19 protein-coding genes are annotated in these 20,651 nt (G+C 70.4%); 4 read left to right on the forward strand and 15 right to left on the reverse strand.

The genetic code is table 11. The features are described from left to right. Positions 1-76 precede the first annotated feature (76 nt). Positions 77-985, forward strand: a complete 909-nt coding sequence (locus tag E6R18_RS09565) for an aminoglycoside phosphotransferase family protein (protein ID WP_136316420.1) — start codon at positions 77-79, stop codon at positions 983-985. Between the two features lie 10 nt (positions 986-995). Here the strand turns inward: E6R18_RS09565 and eccD are convergent, their stop codons facing one another. Continuing rightward, positions 996-2,465, reverse strand: a complete 1,470-nt coding sequence (eccD, locus tag E6R18_RS09570) for a type VII secretion integral membrane protein EccD (RefSeq protein ID WP_136316421.1) — start codon at positions 2,463-2,465, stop codon at positions 996-998. Positions 2,466-2,667: 202 nt separating this feature from the next. Here eccD and eccCa point away from each other — a divergent pair, with 202 nt between their 5' ends. Then, on the forward strand, positions 2,668-6,636 hold the full coding sequence (gene eccCa / locus E6R18_RS09575; RefSeq protein WP_136316422.1) for a type VII secretion protein EccCa: 3,969 nt from the start codon (positions 2,668-2,670) through the stop codon (positions 6,634-6,636). Between the two features lie 30 nt (positions 6,637-6,666). On the opposite strand, the gene E6R18_RS09580 is transcribed toward eccCa, so the two are convergent. From E6R18_RS09580 to eccB, 14 genes are all read right to left on the reverse strand, one after another. Next, on the reverse strand, positions 6,667-6,912 hold the full coding sequence (locus tag E6R18_RS09580; RefSeq protein WP_136316423.1) for a hypothetical protein: 246 nt from the start codon (positions 6,910-6,912) through the stop codon (positions 6,667-6,669). A gap of 143 nt (positions 6,913-7,055) precedes the next feature. Then, positions 7,056-7,415 (reverse strand): hypothetical protein, encoded by a 360-nt coding sequence (locus tag E6R18_RS09585; protein ID WP_136316424.1) that lies wholly within the window; start codon positions 7,413-7,415, stop codon positions 7,056-7,058. Between the two features lie 102 nt (positions 7,416-7,517). Then, a complete protein-coding gene (locus E6R18_RS09590) occupies positions 7,518-7,727 on the reverse strand; it encodes a hypothetical protein (protein WP_240799674.1) in 210 nt (69 codons plus the stop codon). 501 nt (positions 7,728-8,228) lie between these two features. Further along, complete coding sequence (locus E6R18_RS09600; RefSeq protein WP_136316425.1) at positions 8,229-8,849, reverse strand: PH domain-containing protein; 621 nt, start codon at positions 8,847-8,849, stop codon at positions 8,229-8,231. Positions 8,850-9,229: 380 nt separating this feature from the next. Then, the gene (locus E6R18_RS33985; protein ID WP_168712312.1) at positions 9,230-9,970 is read right to left on the reverse strand and encodes a hypothetical protein; all 741 of its coding nucleotides are present in this window, start codon (positions 9,968-9,970) and stop codon (positions 9,230-9,232) included. A 27-nt stretch (positions 9,971-9,997) separates the two neighbouring features. Then, entirely contained in the window at positions 9,998-10,300 is a 303-nt protein-coding gene (locus E6R18_RS09610; protein WP_136316427.1) for a hypothetical protein, read from the reverse strand. 25 nt (positions 10,301-10,325) lie between these two features. Next, positions 10,326-11,078 carry a YbaB/EbfC family nucleoid-associated protein gene (locus E6R18_RS09615; protein WP_168712313.1) on the reverse strand — a complete coding sequence of 251 codons (753 nt, stop codon included), beginning with the start codon at positions 11,076-11,078 and terminating at the stop codon, positions 10,326-10,328. 42 nt (positions 11,079-11,120) lie between these two features. Further along, positions 11,121-12,326, reverse strand: coding sequence for a S8 family serine peptidase (locus E6R18_RS09620; RefSeq protein WP_136316429.1), 1,206 nt, complete (start codon positions 12,324-12,326; stop codon positions 11,121-11,123). Positions 12,327-12,423: 97 nt separating this feature from the next. Continuing rightward, positions 12,424-13,941, reverse strand: a complete 1,518-nt coding sequence (locus tag E6R18_RS09625) for a hypothetical protein (protein ID WP_136316430.1) — start codon at positions 13,939-13,941, stop codon at positions 12,424-12,426. A 32-nt stretch (positions 13,942-13,973) separates the two neighbouring features. Continuing rightward, positions 13,974-14,459, reverse strand: coding sequence for a hypothetical protein (locus E6R18_RS09630; RefSeq protein ID WP_136316431.1), 486 nt, complete (start codon positions 14,457-14,459; stop codon positions 13,974-13,976). Positions 14,460-14,569: 110 nt separating this feature from the next. Further along, positions 14,570-14,851 (reverse strand): WXG100 family type VII secretion target, encoded by a 282-nt coding sequence (locus tag E6R18_RS09635; RefSeq protein ID WP_136316432.1) that lies wholly within the window; start codon positions 14,849-14,851, stop codon positions 14,570-14,572. Positions 14,852-14,902: 51 nt separating this feature from the next. After that, a complete protein-coding gene (locus E6R18_RS09640) occupies positions 14,903-15,253 on the reverse strand; it encodes a WXG100 family type VII secretion target (protein WP_136316433.1) in 351 nt (116 codons plus the stop codon). A 156-nt stretch (positions 15,254-15,409) separates the two neighbouring features. Beyond that, positions 15,410-16,516 (reverse strand): type VII secretion-associated serine protease mycosin, encoded by a 1,107-nt coding sequence (gene mycP / locus E6R18_RS09645; RefSeq protein WP_136316434.1) that lies wholly within the window; start codon positions 16,514-16,516, stop codon positions 15,410-15,412. A 264-nt stretch (positions 16,517-16,780) separates the two neighbouring features. Then, entirely contained in the window at positions 16,781-18,331 is a 1,551-nt protein-coding gene (gene eccB / locus E6R18_RS09655; protein WP_136316435.1) for a type VII secretion protein EccB, read from the reverse strand. Positions 18,332-18,625: 294 nt separating this feature from the next. On the opposite strand from eccB, the gene eccE reads away from it, so the two are divergent. Then, positions 18,626-19,804 carry a type VII secretion protein EccE gene (eccE, locus tag E6R18_RS09660; RefSeq protein WP_136316436.1) on the forward strand — a complete coding sequence of 393 codons (1,179 nt, stop codon included), beginning with the start codon at positions 18,626-18,628 and terminating at the stop codon, positions 19,802-19,804. Beyond that, the gene (locus tag E6R18_RS09665) at positions 19,801-20,571 is read left to right on the forward strand and encodes a hypothetical protein (protein WP_136316437.1); all 771 of its coding nucleotides are present in this window, start codon (positions 19,801-19,803) and stop codon (positions 20,569-20,571) included. The genes eccE and E6R18_RS09665 overlap by 4 nt, the downstream gene beginning before the upstream one ends. Positions 20,572-20,651: the final 80 nt, after the last annotated feature.

The following is a 20,651-nucleotide window of genomic DNA, read 5'->3' on the forward strand; positions in this document are numbered from 1 at the left end:
CATGAACGGTTTGTACGGCTCCGAGCGGGCTTCGAATTCCGTTGCGGCGGCCGGTCATCGGCACGATGATCGCCCGATGCCCTCACCCCGCCCCGACGGCCGCGCCGGTATCGACGCCGCCCTGGTGAAGCGTCTGCTCGCCGCTCAGTTCCCGCAGTGGAGCCGCCTGCCCGTGGTCCCGGTCGAGATCGACGGCTGGGACAACCGGACCTACCGCCTCGGCGACGCCATGACGGTCCGGCTGCCCACCGCCGCCGGGTACGTGCCCGCCGTGGAGAAGGAGCACCACTGGCTGCCGAGGCTGGCCCCCTCGCTGCCCGTGCCGGTGCCCCCGGTGCTGGCCCTGGGCGAACCGGGTGAGGGCTACCCGTTCCCCTGGTCGGTCCGGCGCTGGCTCCCGGGCGAGACGGCGGCGCGCGGCCGGATCGGGGACCTGTCCCGGTTCGCGGTCTCGGTGGCGGAGTTCGTCCGCGCCCTCCAGCGCTGCGATGCGGCCGGCGGTCCGGCGGCCGGTGCGCACAGCTGGTACCGGGGTGCCTCGCCCGCTTACTACGACGAGGAGACCCGGCGCTGCCTGGCCGCGCTGGAGGGGCTTGTCGACACGGGCCGGGCGCGGGCGGTCTGGGAGGCGGCGCTCGCCTCCGAGTGGCGCGGGGCGCCGGTGTGGTTCCACGGGGACATCGCCCCCGGCAACCTGCTGGTCGACGGCGGCGAGCTGTCGGCCGTCATCGACTTCGGCACCTCGGGGGTCGGCGACCCGGCCTGTGATCTGGTGATCGCCTGGGGCATGTTCGACGGCGCGAGCCGGGAGGCGTTTTGGGGCGCGGTCGGCCAGGACGCCGGGACCTGGGCGCGGGCCCGGGGCTGGGCGCTGTGGAAGGCGCTGCTGAACCTGACGGGGGACGCCGGGTCGGACCCGGTGCGGGCGGCGCGCGAAAGGCGCGTGATCGACGCGGTCCTGGCCGACCACGACGCCTTCCGCTGAGGGCGGCCGCTCAGCTGGTCATGCCGCGTGCCTTGGAGTACACGTCGAGGACGGCCAGGCAGAGCGGGACGAGGGCGAGCAGGAGCAGCACCTCGGCCAGGTCGGAGAGCCGGCCCCAGAAGGGGGAGAGGCCCTTCTTGGGGACGATCAGCGCGATGCCGGTGAGCAGGGCGGCGCCGGCCGTGACGGCAGCGGCGAGCCACAGCGTACGGATGTCGAGCGGTCCCCGGTCGTGCTCGGTGAGGAGCTTGACGACGGCGTCGGCCGGCGGGTTGAGGGCCAGCCCGAGCACCAGCAGGCCCAGGGCGGCGATGCCCGCGCTCAGCACGGCGGCGACCTGGGAGGTGTAGCGGAAGAGCCGGGCGCGCAGCAGCATGGCCAGTCCGGCGACCAGGGCGAGGGTCTGGCCCCAGACGTCGGAGGAGAAGCCCAGGACGGCGGCCGAGGCGACGACCACGACGCAGCAGCCTCCGACGAGGCCGAGCAGCAGTTCGTGCCCGCGCCGGGCCTGGGCCGCGATGCGTTCGGTGTCGACGGGGTCGGGGTCGCCGAGGCCGGGATCGCGGTCGAGGTCGGCGTCCGTCGTGGGGCGCGGGGCGGCGTAGCCGATCGGCAGCTGGGCCACCCGTGCGGAGAGCCCGGGCAGGAAGGCGATGGCGGCGATGGCGACGACCGCGCAGACGGCGGCCGTGTCGCGGGGGCGGGCCTCGGTGACGATCGACAGGAACGTGGCGAGGGTGCCGACCGCCGAGGCGAAGACGACGGCGACGAACGGGGCGTCGCCGGTCGGCATCGCGACGACGAGCCCGGCGGAGACGAGGAGCACCGCGGCGCAGCCCAGCATGAACTGGAGGCGTCCGATCCCGGTGCCCGGGTCGAGGGCGAGGACGCCGGATCCGGCGATCATCACGTGCGGCAGGGCCGCGAGGCCGAGCGCGACGGCGGAGGCCCGGTCGGCGTAGCGCCGTGCGCGGACACCGCAGAGCGCGGCGAGCAGGATGCCTGCGGCGGCGGCGACGATGCCCGGCAGTCCGTGCATGTCGTGCCGGACCGGGTCGGCGAACCAGACCACGAAGCCCATGAGGACGAGCAGGAGCGCCCCGCCGAAGAGGCCGGCGACGCCGAGCAGCTGGTCGCTCCACAGGGCGCGGTCGCGGCGGACGGCGGAGGCGACCGCGTCGGCGACGTCGTCGAAGACGGCCGGCGGGAGCGATTCGGTGAAGGGCCGCAGCCGCAGCACGTCACCGTCCAGGACGCGCTGGACGCCGAGTGTGTGGGTGGCGTCCAGGACGGTGTTGTCGCGGCGGGTCAGGTGGTAGCCGGGGGGTGCTCCCGGGGGTGTTTCCTGGCCGGTCAGCCGCAGGATCTCCGGGAGGAGATCGGCGACGGCGACGTCGTCCGGCAGGGCGACGTCGATGCGGCTGTCCGGCGCCACGACCGTTATGCGGCAAAAGCCGGTGGTTGTCAGGGTCGAACTCACCTGTGGGGTCCCCTCGTTCGCTGCACGCCGCGCTCCTGGGTCCGGCCGTGTCGGCATAGTCCCGTCCTACGGCCGCAGGGCGTCACCCTATCGGGGACCCCTTCCGTGCCTACATTAGGATGATCGGCGCGCGGAGGTAGGTCGCTGCCACGGGGGTGCCGGCCCACAACTCTCCGGGCCGCATCGAGGGACTGATTCGCCGGTGACCCAGATCGTCGTCAAGCGCCCGCCCCGCGCGCTGCCGCCCGAGACGTCCGCGACGGAGCTGCGCCTCGAATCGCCTCCTGAACTGCCGCGCGGACAGCAGGAGGGCATGGCCATGCAGCTCCTGCCGATGCTCGGCATGGGCTCCTCGGTGGTGTTCTTCTTCATGCCCGGCTCCCAGCCGTTCATGAAGATCATGGGCGTCATGATGCTGCTGTCCACGGTCGCGATGGCCGTGGCCCAGATGATGCGGTACCGCAAGGGCACCCAGGGCGAGGCCGCGGAGGGGCGCCGCGACTACCTGAAGTACCTCGCGCAGACCCGGCGCAAGGTGCGCCGCACCGCGCGCGCCCAGCGGGACGCGCAGTTCTACCTGCACCCGGACCCGGACCAGCTGTGGTCGCTGGTCGCCGAGGGCGAGCGGCTGTGGGAGCGGCGGATCGCCGACGACGACTTCGGGCAGGTCCGCGTCGGCCTGGGCCCGCAGCAGCTGTGGACCCCGCTGGTCGCGCCGACCACCGCACCCGTGGAGGAGCTGGAACCGCTGTCGGCCGGTGCCATGCACCGGTTCCTGGCGATCCACGGTTCGCTGGAACGGCTCCCGATGGCGGTGTCCCTTCGCGCCTTCTACCACGTCGTGGTCTCCGGCGACCCGGTGTCCGTACGCGGCTCCGCACGCGCGCTGGTCGCCGGACTGGTCGCGCTGCACTCCCCCGAGGACCTGGTGGTCGCGGTCGTGGCGTCCACGGACGTGACGGACCAGTGGGACTGGACGAAGTGGCTCCCGCACACCCAGGTCCCCGGCTCGTCCGACGGGGCCGGCACCAAACGGCTGTTCAGCGACGACCTGACCGAGGTCGAGGCGCTGCTCCACAGCACCCTGGACGGCCGCTCCCGCTTCAACCGCGGGGGCACACCGCTCCTGGACCAGCCGCACGTGGTCCTCGTGCTGGACGGCGGTGTCGTGCCCCAGGACTCGCTGTTCGCCTCCGCGGAGGGGCTGCAGGGCGTCACCGTCGTGGAGGTCGTCCCGGAGGAGCTGGACGAGCCGCGCGGCGGGCTGCACATCGCCGTGCGGCCGGGCCGGCTGCGGCTGGAGTCGGCCGGCGTCTCCTACCACGGCACGCCCGACCTCCTGCCGGTCGAGAACGCGGAGGCCCTGGGCCGCCAGCTCGCCCCGTTCCGGATGGGCAGCGGCGCGGAGGACGACGAACCGCTGCTCGCCAACCTGGACTTCACGGACCTGCTGGGCATCGGCGACCCCGCCGCGGTCGACACCAGCACCGTGTGGCGGCCGCGTTCGACGGCCGACCGGCTGCGGGTCCCGATCGGCGTCGGCGAGGACGGCGCCCCCGTCATGCTCGACCTCAAGGAGGCCGCGCAGGAGGGCATGGGCCCGCACGGGCTGTGCGTGGGGGCGACCGGTTCCGGCAAGTCGGAACTGCTGCGCACCCTGGTGCTGGGCCTCGCCGTCACGCACTCCTCCGAAACCCTCAACTTCGTCCTGGCCGACTTCAAGGGCGGCGCCACCTTCGCCGGGATGTCCGAGCTCCCGCACGTCGCCGCGGTCATCACCAACCTGGCGGACGACCTCACCCTGGTCGACCGCATGCGGGACTCCATCACCGGTGAGCTCCAGCGCCGCCAGGAGCTGCTGCGGTCGGCGGGCAACTACGCCAACCTCACCGACTACGAGAAGGCGCGCGCCGCCGGGGCCCCGCTGGAGCCGCTGGCCTCGCTGGTCCTGGTGATCGACGAGTTCAGCGAACTCCTCTCCGCCAAGCCCGACTTCATCGACATGTTCATCCAGATCGGCCGCATCGGCCGGTCCCTGGGCGTGCACCTGCTGCTGGCCTCGCAGCGCCTGGAGGAGGGCCGCCTGCGCGGCCTGGACACCTACCTCTCCTACCGGATCGGTCTGCGGACCTTCTCCGCCGCCGAGTCCCGTACCGCCCTGGGCGTGCCCGACGCCTACCACCTGCCGTCGGTGCCCGGCTCCGGGTTCCTGAAGTTCGGCACCGAGGGGATGACCCGCTTCAAGGCCGCCTACGTGTCCGGGACCTACCGGCCCGGGGTGGCGCCGGTCTCCGGCAACGGCGAACCGGCCATCGACCGCCGCCCCGTCCTGTTCACCGCCGCCCCGGTCGCGGTCCACTACCCCGAGCCCGAGCCGAACGTCCCCTTCGTGCCAGGCCAGGCCACGCCCGACGCGCTCGCGGACACCGTCCTCGACGTCATCGCCCGCCGTCTGGAGGGCCAGGGGCCCCTCGCCCACCAGGTCTGGCTGCCGCCGCTCACCGAAGCGCCCTCGCTCGACCAGATGCTGCCGCCGCTCGCGGTCACGCCCGAACGCGGCCTGCACGCGCCCGAGTACCAGCGCAACGGCGCGCTCGTCGTCCCCTTCGGCCTGGTGGACAAGCCGTTCGAGCAGCGCCGCGACACCCTGGTCCGGGACTTCTCCGGCGCCGCCGGCCACATGCTGATCGTGGGCGGCCCGCGCTCCGGAAAGTCCACCCTCCTGCGGGCCCTCATCGGCTCCTTCGCCCTCACCCACACCCCGCACGAAGTGCAGTTCTACGCAATGGACTTCGGCGGCGGCGGCATGTCAGCCATCGACGGCCTGCCGCACGTCGGCGGGGTCGCCTCCCGGCTCGACCCGGAGAAGATCCGCCGTACGGTCGCCGAGGTCGCCGGCATCCTCAACCGGCGCGAGGCGTTCTTCCGGGACAACAACATCGACTCGATCGCCACCTACCGCCGGCTGCGCGCGGCCGGCCGGCTGCCGGGCGAGCCGTGGGGCGACGTCTTCCTGGTCATCGACGGCTGGCAGTCCTTCAAGACGGACTACGAGTTCCTGGAGCCCGTCGTCGCCGACATCGCCGCCCGCGGCCTCGGCCTCGGCGTCCACCTGGTCGCCACCGTCTCCCGGTACATGGAGATGCGCGCCGCGCTCAAGGACCAACTGCTCAACCGCCTGGAGCTGCGCCTCGGCGACCCGGCCGACTCCGAGCTGGACCGCAAGGTCGCCAAGAACGTCCCCGTCGGCACCCCGGGCCGCGGTCTGACGGCGGAGAGGCTGCACTTCATGGGCGCCCTGCCGCGCATCGACGACTCGGCGGGCGGGGGCGGCGACGACCTGTCCGAGGCCACCGCCGCCTTCGTCAAGGCCACGACCGACAACTGGCCGGGCCCGCACGCCCCGGCCGTCCGGATGCTGCCCAGGATGCTGTCGGCGCGGGAGCTGCCGAGCGGGCCCGACGCCACGCGCGGCGGCATCGCGATCGGCATCGACGAGATGAACCTCGCGCCGGTGTACGTCGACTTCGACACCGACCCGCTGTTCGCGGTGTTCGGCGAGTCGGAGTCCGGGAAGACGGCCCTGCTGCGGCTGCTCATCAAGCAGATCACCGCCCGCTACACCCCGCAGGAGGCCCTGATCTGCGTCGGTGACTACCGGCGCAGCCTGCTGGAGGTCGTGCCCGAACCGTACCTGGTCGGCTACGCGACGACGCAGAACGCGTTCGAGTCGTACCTGGGCGACATGAACACCCTCATCAGCAGCCGCACCCCGGGGCCGGACGTGACCCCGCAGCAGCTGCGCAACCGCAGTTGGTGGCGCGGTCCCCGGGCGTTCATCATCGTGGACGACTACGACCTGGTCGCCACGTCCTCCGCCAACCCGCTGGCCCAGCTGGTGGACAACCTGCCGTTCGCCCGGGACACCGGCGTCAACTTCATCATCGCCCGCAGCAGCGCGGGCGCCGGCCGCTCCTCGTACGAACCGTTCATGCAGCGCTTCAAGGAGCTGGGCGCGCAGGGCGTGGTCCTGTCCGGCCACCCCAACGAGGGCGAACTCCTCGGCACCGTGAAGGGCCGCCCGCTGCCGCCCGGCCGGGGCATGTTCGTCGCCCGCCGGGGCAACCCGGCGCTGATCCAGACGGGGTGGCTGGAGCCGGAGGAGGGGTGACGCGCGGGCCGCGCCCGGGCGGCCGCTCCGTTACGCCGGAGCGCCCGTCCCGCGCGCGCGGCCCTTGTTGCCCACGGGCCAGGGCCCGGCGACGTACGTACCCGGGGCATAGCGCTCGACCGCCTCGATGATCAGGTCGGCCTGACCTGGCCTCCAGCGGCGCCAGACGGCGTGCCCGAGCGAGTGGAGAACCGCGCGCGGCCCACCGCCGTCGTTCGGCTTCCCGGGGTTCACACCCGGTTTCAGCACGAGCAACAGGTAGGGTGTTCCCTTCATCGAGCATCGTGCGGCGCGCACAGATCGCACAACTCGCGGCGAACGGAGCGTGCTTGGGCATGTAAAGCAACGCCACCCGTCGCTCGGCGTGGGCCACATCGGACAGGGCCGTTCTACGGTGTGCGTACCCACAGCTCGCGGGCTCACGACTCCCTGACCAGGGTCGTGGCCATGTCGATCGGTATCCCTGGATACTGGCGCCTGATCTCGCGCACGGCGCTCAGCAGCCCATCCTCATCACGCATACGCCGGAGCCCCGGTCCATCGACGGCCTGCCTCAACTCGTCGACCGATCCGAACTTCTGGATAAAGTTCTTCCTCGCTTCGCGTCGCTTGCGGCCAGTCGCATAGAGCTCAGCGGCTAGCACGAACACGAAGGCCAGCACGAGACAGAGCAGGAACGGCAGCACCGACGAACCGGTGTCCGCTCCGTGGAAGAGAAGCATCGCCGCTCCGGCGGCTGCGCTCGCAGCGGTCCAGAGAGCCATCCGCCACACGTACATGAGGCCCACCTGCCTGTTGATCCGAGAAGTCCACGCGCCCAGTTCCGAGATGGGCACAACCCAACGTCACGATCGCGACGCCGAGGGGGTGGGCGGGAGTGGTCACAGCGACTGAACCAGCTTCAGGGCCTCGGGCAAGGGACACCGAGGAAATTGGCGCCTGAACCGGCGGGCAGCCACCAGCAACCCCTTTTCATCACGGATCCGACGAAGTTCCGCCTCGTCCGTCACGATCGACCGCAATGCGTCGATGGACCCGAATTTTCCGTACCAGTCCTTCTGGCGCCGCCGCTGCGCGTATCCCTCGCCCAAGCTCGGAAGGAGAACGAAAAGGGCGTAAAGAAGGATCGTCAGCGGCAGACTATGAGGCCGAACAGCGAACACCACATACAAGCAGGCCAGGGAGGCACACCAAAGCGGTACTCGAATCCAGTACATGCGAAACCATCACCTGTCTTTCAGAGAACCTGCCTCCCGGCATCATCAAGCACTGCCGAGCTTGCGAAACCAATTCGACAGCGCCGCACCCGCATCAAACAGTCGCGGACGGCCACTTACCTCCCGGGAAGGCGCTGTTGTCGGTCGCGGGAACAGACGAAGGGCCGAGCTGACCGATCGGTCCGTCGAGACGGTCGGCCTTGGCCTGCCAGTCGCTCCGCTCCAAGGCTAGGACCCATCCCGACATCTGTTCGCTCATGGCCACTCCGTAGGCATCGACCACGGCGCCTCCGATGGCTTCCGGGCCCTGCCTGCGCTGCCAGTCCGTAGCGGCCGTGATGGACTCCGGCAGCCCATCCGGTGCCGGCCGTGCGGTCACGGCGCCCTGCGCGTCCGCTCCGCTACGCCGAAGCGCCCGTCCCGCGCGCGGCCCTGGTTGCCCACGGGCCACTGGCCGGGGATGTACGTACCCGGGGCGAAGCGCTCGACAGCCTCGATGATCAGCTCGGCCCGGCCGGGCCTGCGGCGGCGCCAGACGGCGTGCCCGAGCGAGTGGAGAACCGCGCGCGGTCCACCGCCGTCGTTCGGCTTCCCGGGGTTCACACCCGGCTTCAGCACGATCATCAGGTAGCTCCGCCGACTGTTGAACCGGACCTGGTCGATGTCGGCCCAGCCAATGGTCTGACTACGCTTGCGCCACACCCTGGTCACGCCGGTCGCGTCGATGCGCATGCCCGGGAGCAGCCGCATGAGCACCGCCATCGGCAGCAGGAACGCCCCTGCGAAGAACAAGGGCGGGCCGAGGCACACAACGACACCGATCAGGCCCATCCGCCCTACGCCTTCACTCCCGATCAGCACGAATATGGTGAGCGCTTCGAGAACCACCAGGCCGAGCACACACGCGAGCGTCACCAGCAGGTAGACCCCACCTCGGCGCGCCCCCTCGGCGGGGATGAACAGCTCTTCGGAGTACGCACCATGGGCTGCGGGCACGGTGTCTGCTCCTCGGCTGGAGAAAACGCGCTGTCCAACTGGCCCCTCAGGTCGCCATGTCGGGCTGTCCGCCGCCGCCCGGGGCCGGCTCGGCTCCGATGTCCCCCTCTCCCCGAGGCGTGTCTTCCGACGCACTTCAAGGACCTCTGCGAGCACAGGGCAGCAGACCGCCAGAAGGCAAAGGATGCCGATCGCACCCTTGGGAGGAAGATTGTCCATGTCGGACGTGAGCAAGGGCAGCAACAGCCACACGTACGACGCCAGTGCACCACCCCAGAGGACTACGCGAGTCTTTTTCACATCCACATCCTCCAGAGCACGAAAGAAGCAACACCGGTCACTCTTTCAGAATCGGGGCGGCCCGTGACGGAGCTGATCTCTCAGACCGTTCCGACCGGCCAGTGACCCCCGTTCGGGAAGGCGCTCTTGTCGGTGCTCTCACCCGTGAGTTCGGAAAACGTCTTGCTCTCGGCAGTGATGATGGCCAGCACGGCGACCGCCGCACCTCCGATGACCGCGGGTCCGAGAGCCGCTTCCCCCGCAGCAACAGTCCCGGCGGCGGGGATGCCCACTACGGTAGGAACCACGGCGGCCGAAGCAGCAAGGGCCGGGATCAGTTGAGCCAAAAAGATCCCCACGGCAGCATAGAAGGCAAATCCCGCAATCCCACAGGCGGCGAGGCAGTCCGCCACGGTGCCCGCACTGGACGCCACTTGAGCAGAAGCGGCAGACTGGGGGAAGACAGCGTTTGTATACGCAGTCGCCCCTTCTCCCTCCCAGTATTTCGGAGCTGTGAGGTTGAACTTCTGCGTGGAGGACGCCACACCGGACGCCTTCCCCCGGATCTCCTCACCCTGCCACGTCACAGAGTTATAGAACACAATGGCGGGAGCGTAAGACCCCATCATAATGTCCACAAGCTTGGCAATGACCCAGTTCACGGCCTTGATGATTTTGTCCACTACCCAGACGCACGCCTGCGCGACAGCGTCAGGAATGTACCAATGATTCACCGCGGACTCGACCTTTGGGCCGATCTCGGTCACAAACTTCGATATCGTCTCCAGGCCGGCGTTCAACTTATCGATGATGGCCTGAAATTGCTCGGGATTGAATGCCATGCGAAGCCCTCCTTCCTGAATGCCTACCTAGTAAGCACCCTTAACGGATTCGGTAGTTTCCACCTCGTGATCGTCGTAAGCCTTCGCATTCCTGATCAACTCATCGGCGATTTTCGACATCTCGACCTGCCCTTCACTGCATCGACTCGAGAGATGGTCAATGACGCCGTTATAGGCAGTAAAAAGCGGAGCGAAGAGTCCGAGTTGGGTCGGACTCCGATGCATACCTTTGATGGAGGCGGACACCTCACCGATCGATTTTGCCTGCTCGTCCCACATGCCCACATCAGTGCGTATCGCGTCGGTAATGACTTTAAGATCTTTTCCCATGGCTATCAGCCCCTCAGGGTTCGTCCTACATGAAGTGACGCGGATTTTTCATGATTGCCATGGCCTCGTCCAGCAGGCCCCCCAGGTTCAGGTCGGCGACAGCGTCCGGGCCACTGGTCTCAGCACTGCTGAGCTTGGCGCGCGCGTCGGCCAACGCCTCGGCAAACGCTTGATTCAGTCGAACGACCGACTGCCGTGCGGCCCATTCCGGCTCTACCGCGCACGAGGTGACCCCCTGCGGACCGAGGGTGATCACGACCCGTCGTGCGGCGGAGTCCCCGCTCACCTCGGGCTGCGCGTACGCCTCGGGGCCCTGCCGCTCGACCACGTCGAAGGCCGTCAGCACGTCCTCGGCCACTTCCTCGATCGGGCGCGAAACGACGTGCCTCACGTCCCGCTCGAAGGCTTCTGGGTGTGCCGAGGCAGCTTCTGCCGGCGCGGGCCGGTCAAGACTGCCCTCGATCTCCTGGGCCCGGGCCTCCCAGTTCGACTGCGCGAGGCCACCCGACCAACGCTCCATCCACTCGCTGAGCGCGGAGCCGTACGCCTCGACAACGGCCGCACCGAGACTCTCGGGAGGCTGCCTGCGCTGCCAGTCCGATGCGACCGTGATCGAATCCGGAATCCCGCCCGCCATCAACCGGACCTTGACGGCTCCCTGCGCGTCCTCACCCTCGGCACTCTGCGGCATTTGTTCGCGCACTTCGGACATCAGTTCCTGCATCTTGTTCATGTATTCCTGGAACTGCTGCAGATCCTGGAACATGTCGCCGCTCACGTTTTCTCCTGCCGGTTCGCACATGGGTGAGTTCGGACGGGGCTAGTACCCGGGGCCGGTACTCCTCCGGCGCACCAGGAGCACCGCACCGCCGACGACGATCACGGCCGCGAACGCTCCGACGACGATCCAGACGGCCGTGTCCGTGCCGCCGCCCTGTCCGTCGTCGTCCTTCGCCGCGGGGGTGGCGGAGGGTTCGGGCTTCTTCGAGGGGGACGCGGAAGCGGAGGCGCTGGGCGACGGGGACGCGGTTGCGCGGGCCGCTACCAGAGGGTTCACGTCGGGGGGGCCGGGGTCGACCTTGCCGCCGAGGACGGCGAACCTGGGGCGGACCGCGCCGTAGCCGAGGTAGCGGCTGGGGATCTTGCCCTCGGACGGCTTGCCCGCGGTGTTCATGAGGACGCGCAGGACCTGGTTGCCGGTCCAGTCCGGGTGCATGGACCAGATGAGGGCGGCGGACGCGGAGGCGATGGCGGTTGCCTGGCTGGTGCCGTTGCTCTTGCAGTACCCGGACACCCCGCCGCCACAGAGAATCGGGATTTCGTCCCCGGGCGCGGCGAGCGCCACTTCCGAACCCCACACGGAGAACTTCGTCACATTGAGCGTCTTGTCGATCGCTCCGACCCCGGCGACACCAACGCTTGCCGCCGGGTACGAGGGATCATTGTCCTTGTCGCCACTATTGCCGGTGGCCGCCAGAAGCAGCTTCCCGCGGTCAATGGCGTAATCCACCGCCTGCTGAATCTCTTCCCGTTCGCCGGTTTCAAGCATGTAATCCTCGAAACCCAACGACAGGTTGATGATCTGGGCGTCGCTGTCGGCGGCGTACCGGATGGCCTCGATCACCGCCGGAACGCTGTTGGTTCCCGACTCCTTGGAGGAGCCGAAGACAGTCAGCGGGAGGATGCGCGCGTCGGGGGCGAGGCCCTTCACGCCCTGGTCGTTGACCCCGTTGCCGGCGATCAGCATCGCCATCGCGGTGCCGTGACCGTCCTTGTCCTTGTGCGCACCCCGCTCGGGCTCCACGAAGTTCTTGCCCTTGAGCACCTTGCCCGTCAGCTCGGGGACGGAGGGGATCACCCCGGTGTCGAGCAGGGCGACGGTGATCCCCTTGCCGGTGCTGACCTTCCACATGGCCGGGGCCTGCATGCGGTCCAAGTACCACTGGCGATCGCGCATGGTGTCCGCGGTCGCGGCCGGGGCGACGGCGCCGCCCAGGAGGAGCAGGGCGCCCAGCGCGGACACCACCGCCGACGTCCGACCGCGCCGTCGCCAGACCGTTGACCTCATGCCACCCACTCGTGTTCTGTCCGCCCCACCGGCGTCGGTGCTCGGATACCGGCTGCTAATCGATCACGGGCGGGACCACGTCGTCCCCCGTGGCCCAGGTCTCCTCGTCCTCTTCGAGGTAGTCCGGGTTCTCGCCGTCGCGCCGCTTGGGGCGCCTGCGAGCGCTTTGGGACCCGCCCATCGCACCGCCCATCGGACCCGTGGCACCCGGGCGCGCGGTCTCGCGGACGAGGCCGCTGCCGCCGGGCGTGAACTCCCGTCCCGCGCCGCCACCGCGCGCTTCCCCCACCGTGCCGCCGGGCTGCGTGACCAGGCGCCGCGAACCGGCGGCTCCGCCGACTCCGCCACGCCCCATGGGCGAACCGACGGCGCCCATGCCGTGACCACCCATCATCGAGCGGCCGACCCCGGGGCGCTCGTTGCCGATGACCGTTCCGCGCTGTCCGCCCGCCACGGGGCCGGTCATGGGCCGGCCCGGCGTACCGCCGTGGATGCCGGGAGCACGCACGCTCTCGCCGCCGCCCCTGCCCATCGGGCCGACCGGCATCGTGCGCCGGTCCCCCGCGGCAACGGGGCCGACAGGGTTCGCCCGGGGGCCGCCGTCTGTACCGGGGGCAACCGGAATCGTCCGCCGGTTTCCACCGCCCCCGGGACCGTTCGGAAGCGACTGCGTGGGCAGGACCACGGGCGGGATGTTGTTCTGCCCGCCGCCGCCGACCGGAGTGACCGGAGGGCCGCCCGTGGGCGGTGTCGACGTGATCGGTGGGGCGTCCGGCATCGTGACCGTGTCGATGTTGGTGCCCGTGGTGTCCGGGACGCCGGGCGTCACGGGCACCGCGCCGACGTGATGCGCCGTAGGGGTGGAGACGTTGGTGATGGAGGACGAACTGCCGTCGGGCTGCGCGGTGACGTGGTGGTACGTGCCCGACGAGCCGCCGGTGCTCGGCACTGCGGACACCGAGTGCGTGGCGGGGTTGCTACCGGATGAAGGGCCGTAGCCGGACTTCGAGTTGTCGTAGTCCGTGGCAGGAAGCGCCGCCGCCGGCAGCGGCTTGAAGACCGGCTCCTCCTGCGACGAGATCGTCTGCTGCGCCATCATGTAGTACGAGGCGAGCTTGTTCATCTGCGGAATCGCTTCGTTCCGCGCCTTGTCGACGGCCTTCAGCCGGGCCTTCTCCTTCTCCTCGTCCGCGTAGCACATGGACGTGGCGTCGGAGTGGCCCTGGATGACCTTGCTGACCTCGCTGAGCGCCTGGCCGGCCGTCTGCAGCGAGGTGCCCGCGGCGCCGGCGTAGTCGGCCAGCTTGATGGTCTGCTTGGCGAAGTCGTCGCCCCACTCGCGGAAGGCGTCGCCGCCCTTGCCCTTCCACGTGGTGCGGCTGACGTGCTCCTTGAGCTCGGTACCGATCTTCTCGATCTCGGTCTGCGCGTCGATCAGCGCGGTGCCCCGGCCCATGATCGCCGTGGGGTCCACGCTGCGCACCATCGCGAGCATGTCCTCGTACGACATGTTCTCGAAGTCGGTCGTGGCGTACTTGGCGTCGAGCGGCGGCAGCTTGCCCTTGTCCCCCATGGTTATCCCTCTCCCCCGTTCACTTCCCGTTCCTACCAGTCGTGTTGATCGATGGCAGAGCCCGCACCGGTGGACTTGTCGGGCCTCGGCAACAGCCCGGTCTGCGGGTCGACTTCCGGCTTCTGGTGGTCCGCCTCGACGCGCTTCTGGATGGCCTGCAGGCGCTCCGCGTACTCCTGGTCGACGTTCTGGTACCCGCGGTCGGCGAAGTCGACCGTGATGCCCATCGCTTCCAACTGCTCGCCGAGCGTCTTGGAGAGCTGGGTCAGGCGCAAGTGGACGACGTCGTAGGAGGCGGAGAGCACGAGTGCCTCCGGGAAGCCCGTGCCGTACGCGTCGGCGGTGACCTTCTGCTCGGTGATGCGGCTGTGCGCGGCCGGTGACCCGTCGAGCGCCGTGAGGAGCTTGTCCACGCGCGTCTTAAAGCTCTTCAGGGACTCGCTCGGCGTGTCCAGGTCCGGTGAGCCCTTGCCGTTGTTGCTGGGCAGCGGCGGGTCGTCCGGAAGATGGGATCCCATGGAAGCGCCTCCCTAGAGTGCCGTGGGCCCGCGGGCGTGGGTGCGGGGCGCGGTGTCCGCGTCCCGCACCCACGGCGTGCCGGTTCCGACGTGATTCATCTGGGCCTGGATCAGCCGTGGAAGCGGCGGGACTGCGCCAGGTCGTTGGCGTGGTAGCCCTCGGTCGCTTCCATGAGCTTGGTCGAGATCTGCAGCAGCGTCGCGTGCATGTGGTTGACCTTGACGTCCCAGCCGCTGTGGCGGTCGTAGAAGGCCCGCTGGGTCTCACCGTCCCAGGTGGCGACGACGGCCTTGACCCGCTTGTTCAGGTCGTCCAGCTGGCCCTTGATGGTGTTGGCGGTGGTCTTGACCTGGTTAGAGGCCTCGACGACCCCGGAGTACGTGATCTCCATGGAACGGTCTCCTGACGCGAAGGTGCGGAATGAGGGCGGGGCGGGCGGCTGTTACGAGACCTGGAACCGGTCCAGGATGCCGTTGCTGCCCGTGTGGTCGGCGCCGTCGATGCCCTTGAAGCTGTTCAGCCGCTCGACCTCCTCGGCGTCGAAGCCGTCGCGGCTCATCTGGACGGCTTCGTGGGTGAAGGCCAGGAGGTCCTTCAGGTTGCGCACATCGAGGTTCACCTGCGACTGGAGGCCGTTGTACGCGTTGGCCGCGACACCCTTCCAGTGGCCTTCGACGGAGTCGATGACCGCGTTGAGCGCGGTGATCCTGCTCTCCAGCGTGTCCTGCATGTGGCCGAGATCCTTGATCAGCTGGTTGATCTCTCCGGCTGAAACCTTGAGCTTGTCTCCCATAGCGCACCTTCCCCCATGAATTGGATGTTGCGGGCTGTCGGGCCGCCGGCTAGCACGTCCAGATCGGACCGCATTTTTGCGACTGTCACTTTAACTGTGATGGCCAACGATTCCAACTCACTTTCGTTTGCAGCAAGTTGTTTTTCATTCACCTATTCACGGGTGACTCCGGCCCCGCACCATGACCGCGATCCCCGCGATCACCGCGACGAGGAGGCCCGTCGTGGCCAGTACGTAGGTCGAGATCCGGGTCATCCGCTCCTGCCTGGTTTCACGCAGCTGGAGCGCCACCGGTTCCGGTCCCACGGGCCCGTTCGAGACCGCGCGGTCCGGGGTGGGAGCGTTCACCGGGTGCTCGTCGTCGTTGAGGGCGCGCACCGGGTCCACCACCCCCCACCCGATGAACTCGTCCCGCCCGTTCACCGCGCGCTCGGCGGTCTGCTCGATCTGGGCCACCACCTGGGCCTGCGTCCAGCGCGGGTGCTTGGCCCGGATGAGGGCGGCCACCCCGGCGACGTACGGCGCCGAGAAGCTGGTGCCGTTGTCGACGCACTGGCCGCCCTTGGGGACGGTGGACACCATGTCGACGCCCGGCGCCGCGACCCCGACGAAGTCGCCGGTCTGGGAGAACGGCGCCCGCTCGTCGTTGCGGTCCGACGCGGCCACCGCCAGGACGCCCGGATAGGCCGCCGGGTAGGTCTCCTTGACCTGCGCGGCCAACCCGTCGTTGCCCGCGGAGGCCACCACCACGATGTCGTTCTTCAGTGCCTCGCGCACCGCGAGCGCCAGGTCGGAGTCGGCACGCAGGGGCTGGGCGGTGTCCTGCGAGATGTTGATGACCCGGGCGTGCTTCTTGATGGCGTGGCGGATGGCCGCGGCCATCGTCGCGGCGGTGCCGGTGCCCTTGTCGTCGTTCTGCCGGATGGGGATGATCGTCGCTTCCGGGGCGAGACCGACGAACCCCGTGCCCGTGCGCGGGCGGGCCGCGATGATGCCGGCGACCTTGGTGCCGTGGCCGACGACGTCCGTCGTGCCGTCACCGCCCCCCTTGACCTTGGCCTTCGAACCGCCCGAGGTCTTGCCGGCCGGGAGCAGATCGGTGCCGGCGCTCCGGTCGACGGCGGTCTTCAGCTGCGGGTTGGTGTCGTCCACCCCGGTGTCGATCACCGCGACCCGGATGCCCTCGCCCTTGGTGTCCTGCCACAGCTGGTCGTAGACCAGCCGCTGGAGCGACCAGGGGCGGCCCTGGATCTGCTTCGGCATCGGAAAGGTGCACTCGCCGCTGCCTTCGGAACCCGTTTGCGGAACGGAATCCTCTGCTGCCGCAGGCACCGCCGAGAACGCCGGAAGTCCGATGCCTGCCGCACATGTCAGGAGCAGTACGACGGCCGAGGAACGAACCGAGGAACGAACCGAGGAACGAGCCGAAGAACGAACCGAAGCACGAACCGAAGCACGAGCCGAAGAACGAGCCGAAGAACGGAATGCATTACGGGTGATCATTTCGCGCTTCCCCCTCTTCCGTCGTCAGGAACTCTGCGGCTGTTTGGCGCTGTTGGTGTCGAGCCGGGGCCCCTTGGGCAGCAGGCTCGACCAGTTCTCCGGCACCGGCAGCGGCTTCACGTCCTTGTAGCCGAGCCTGATCTGCGCCTGGTTGACCTCGGCGACCTGCTCCTCGGGCGACTCGGGCTTGGCCGTCTCACCGATCTTCGAGGGGTCGGCGCTGCTGTCGTTGTTGGTCTGCACGGCGTACCGCAGCCCGGTGTCCGTCACCAGGAAGATCGACCCGGTGCTCGGTGACGCCCCGCTGAACTGCCGGTACAGCACACCGCTGCCCGGTGTGACGTACGCGCTGGTGGCGCCGTCCAGGAAGCTCACCGGGTAGCGGGTCCCGGCCCAGGTCGTCAGCTCGGGCACGCCCTTGGAGTCGACGCCGTGCAGCACGTTGCAGACGGTCCCGGTCCCGGCGGACGTGTCGTTGGCCTGGGTGGGGACGCTCTTCGGCCAGCCCTTCGCCGCGTAGAACTCATCCGGGGAGGAGGTGAAGGACTGCGGTGCGACCTCGGCGGCCTGCGCCTTCTGGCCCAGCGCCTCCGCCTCCGGGCTCGTCAGGAGCAGCCGGGCGACGAGGTCGGAGACGGGCGAGACCGCCCCCGGCAGCACGACGTAGTGCTGCATCCCGGTGCCGGCGACGGCCTTGAGCACCGTGCCCACCTTGTTCAGGTTCGGGTCCAGGCCGTCCACGCCGGCCGGGTCGCCGACCTTGCCGGGCAGCTTCGGGAAGTCGACGGCCGAACCGGCGTGCAGGGTGCCGAGCCAGTCCTTGGTGACCTTCTGCGGCCGGGCGCCCTCGCTGAACAGGGACCGGCGCAGCACCTCGTCGCGGGCCGAGGGCTTGTCGCCGCCGGTGGTCCCGATGGCGTGCCGCGTACCGTCCGCGTCCACCAGGTACCGGGTGCCGTCCCCGCCGTCCGCCTCGACGTACAGGGCCTGCCCGTCGTGCAGCCGCCGCTTGCCGCCGACCTTGTCCGCCTCCCGGTCGGCGAGGAGGAAGACCGCCTTCTGCACGGTGTCGCCGGAGCCGGCGCCCGGCTGCTCGCAGACCGCCCAGAGCTTGCTGCGGCCCGCCTCGTCCGCGCCGGGCAGCCGGTCGGGTGCGTACGGTATGCCGAGCATCGGGCCGCGCTGCAGCTTGCCGCTGTCGAGTTCGGACTCCGGCACCTGCATCACCGAGGAGTTGGCCGGGTCCAGGAGCAGTTTGGCCGAGGCGAAGTTCAGCACCGGGTGCAGGCGCTTGACGCCCTTGGTCTCCAGCACCACGTATCGGGTGGTCGACTCGCTCCCGACGATGACGTGGGCGCCGGGGTCGGCCCATCCCTCGGGGACCTTGGGCTTGAAGATGCCCCAGGCCCCGAAGCCCGCCAGCAGCAGGGCGCCCACCACCACACCCGGCACCACGGCGCGCAGCGGGCGCGGCGCCGCCTCGTCCGTACCGGCCGCCGAGGGTTGCAGGAAGGCGGCGACCAGTCTCTTCTTCGCGAAGGTGTAGGCATTGAGTTCGTCACGCCGTGATGCCATCTGCCCGACTTCTCCCCGTGATTGTGGACGCCTCGCGAACCGCCTCCACTATGCCCGCCTGTTCTCGTCCGCCGCTGTCCGGGTGCGGGCTTCGGGGGCGGGACGGGGCCCGGCCCCCTTCGAAGCGTTCGCCGCCGGGCGTGGGACAGTGGGCGGTCGCGGGTCGGTGTGCCGATAGCGTGGGTCCGGCTCGCACACGCCGCAGTGCCGTGACACGGAGGGACATACCGGGGGATGAGCAGCACGACGACCGCAGTGACGAGGCTGCATCCGCGGCCTGGACGGATCGGTGGAGTGCGGCTGCACCAGGTGGTGCTGCTGGAGGTCGCCGGCGCGCTGGTGCTGATCGCGTGGGTGACGAACAGGGTCCTGCTGGTGCCGATGGGCCTGGTCGCGGCGGTGCTGGTGGTGCTGGCGGCCCTGCGGTGGCGGGGCCGGCCTGTACTGGAGTGGCTCAAGGCGTTCCTGGCGCTGCGCGGACGGCTGAGGGCCGCGCGGCGGCCGTGGTCCGCCGACGGCGTCGACCCCGCACTGGCACCGGTCCTGGAGTGCGAGGGGGCGCTGCGCACGTACACCTACACCGACCGGCAGCGCGAGCGCGGTGTCGGGATGGTGGGCGACGGTACGTTCCTGACGGCCCTGCTCCTCGTGCAGCCCCGGGACGAACCGCTGCGCACGGCCCGTGAGGCGCGGCCGCTGGAGCTCGGTCTGCTGCACGACGCCCTGGAGGTGGACGGCATCCGGCTGGAGTCGGTGCAGGTCGTGCAGCACACGCAGCCCGCGCCCGGCCCGCACCTGCCGGAGCAGGCCGCCGCCGCCCGCTCGTACGCGCCGCTCCAGGCGCAGGCCGGCACCCCCGCGATCCGGCTGACGTGGATCGCCCTGAAGCTCGACCCGAAGCTGTGCCCGGAGGCGGTGCAGGCGCGCGGCGGCGGGCTCGGCGGGGCGCAGCGCGCGCTGCTGCGGGCCGCGGACCAGCTGGCGAGCCGGCTGACGGCGGCCGGGTTCGACGCCTCGATCCTGACCGAGGCGCAGGTGACGTCCGCCCTCGCGACGTCCGCCGGGGTCAACCCGCAGGCCAGCGCACTGGCGGTGCGGTCGGACACCCCGGAGCGGCGCACCGCGGAGTCCACCCGCACCTGGCGCTGCGACGACCGCTGGCACACGACGTACTGGGTCGGCCGCTGGCCGCACCTGGGCGCGGGGGCGGCGGCGTCCTCCCAGGTGGTGGCGCTGCTGACGTCGATGCCGGCTCCGGTCAGCACCTTCAGCCTGACGGTGTCGCGCGGCACGGGCGGTACGCCGGCCGTCAGCGGGCACGTCCGCCTCACCGCCCGCGGGGCCGACGAACTGGTCGGGGTGCGGCGGCAGTTGGAGCGTGCCGCACGCGGAGTGAAGGTCGGCCTGGTGCGGCTGGACCGCGAACAACTGCCCGGTGTGCTCGCCACCCTGCCGCTCGGAGGTACCCGTTGAGCATCCACCGTACGAGCCCGGCCGGCGCCACCGGCCCCGCTGCTTCCGCCCCGCCGGCGGCCGGCCGGGCCCGGGCCGGGCGCGGGCTGCTCGGCCCGCGCCGCGAACGGCACGCGCTGCCCGTGGAACAGCTCGCCGCCCTGCAACTGCCGCTCGGGGACGACGGGGTCGTGGCGGGCACCGACGCGAAGGGGCAGCCCGCGGTGCTCGGCCTCTTCCGCCCCGTCCAGCTCGACGTCGTGGTCATCGGCAGCGTGTGGACGGCGCAGGTCCTGGCGCTGCGCACGGCCGGCACCGGGGCGCGGGTCGCCGTCGAGACGGCCCGGCCGCAGGCGTGGGCGGGGCTCGCGCAGGCCGCGGGCGGCGGCCAGCAGTGCATGACGGTGCACGACGTCAAGCAGGTGGGGCCGCAGGGCGCCTCGGTCACCAGCCCGGTCCTGGTGGTCCGGGACTGCGGCATGCGGCCCCCGCGCAGCCGGCTGGCGCCCGGCCCCTGGCAGTCCGTGCTGACGCTGCTGCCGTTCCTGGGCCCGGCGGCGCCGAAGCTGGTGGAGCACGCGGGGCTGGTCGGCATCCAGCGGGTCTCCCCGGAGGAGGCGGCGGTCCTGGGCCGCATCCTGCGCCTGCCCCGGGCGAACGCGGAGGCGCTGTCCCAGCTCGGCGACGACATGGTCCTGTGGTGCACGCCCCAGTACCGGAAGCTGGTCAAGATGCAGCCGACCGACATCGAGGCCGGTCTCCTCGGCGGCCCGCGCCGCCTGGACTGACCTGCTCCCCGGGCCGATGCGGTCCGGGCGACGCGGGCGGTCCGGCCGGCCCGGGCGCCCGGGCGACGCGGGCGGTCCGG

The sequence above is a fragment of the Streptomyces sp. A1277 genome (assembly GCF_004795015.1).
GTDB lineage: Bacteria > Actinomycetota > Actinomycetes > Streptomycetales > Streptomycetaceae > Streptomyces.

Bases quoted from the DNA above. Each gene is read 5' to 3' on its own strand.
- E6R18_RS09565 (WP_136316420.1), top strand. From the start codon at position 77: ATGCCCTCACCCCGCCCCGACGGCCGCGCCGGTATCGACGCCGCCCTG.
- E6R18_RS09580 (WP_136316423.1), bottom strand. From the start codon at position 6,912: ATGAAGGGAACACCCTACCTGTTGCTCGTGCTGAAACCGGGTGTGAAC.
- E6R18_RS09585 (WP_136316424.1), bottom strand. From the start codon at position 7,415: ATGTACGTGTGGCGGATGGCTCTCTGGACCGCTGCGAGCGCAGCCGCC.
- E6R18_RS33985 (WP_168712312.1), bottom strand. From the start codon at position 9,970: ATGGCATTCAATCCCGAGCAATTTCAGGCCATCATCGATAAGTTGAAC.
- E6R18_RS09610 (WP_136316427.1), bottom strand. From the start codon at position 10,300: ATGGGAAAAGATCTTAAAGTCATTACCGACGCGATACGCACTGATGTG.
- E6R18_RS09625 (WP_136316430.1), bottom strand. From the start codon at position 13,941: ATGGGGGACAAGGGCAAGCTGCCGCCGCTCGACGCCAAGTACGCCACG.
- E6R18_RS09630 (WP_136316431.1), bottom strand. From the start codon at position 14,459: ATGGGATCCCATCTTCCGGACGACCCGCCGCTGCCCAGCAACAACGGC.
- E6R18_RS09635 (WP_136316432.1), bottom strand. From the start codon at position 14,851: ATGGAGATCACGTACTCCGGGGTCGTCGAGGCCTCTAACCAGGTCAAG.
- E6R18_RS09640 (WP_136316433.1), bottom strand. From the start codon at position 15,253: ATGGGAGACAAGCTCAAGGTTTCAGCCGGAGAGATCAACCAGCTGATC.
- mycP (WP_136316434.1), bottom strand. From the start codon at position 16,516: ATGCCGAAGCAGATCCAGGGCCGCCCCTGGTCGCTCCAGCGGCTGGTC.
- eccB (WP_136316435.1), bottom strand. From the start codon at position 18,331: ATGGCATCACGGCGTGACGAACTCAATGCCTACACCTTCGCGAAGAAG.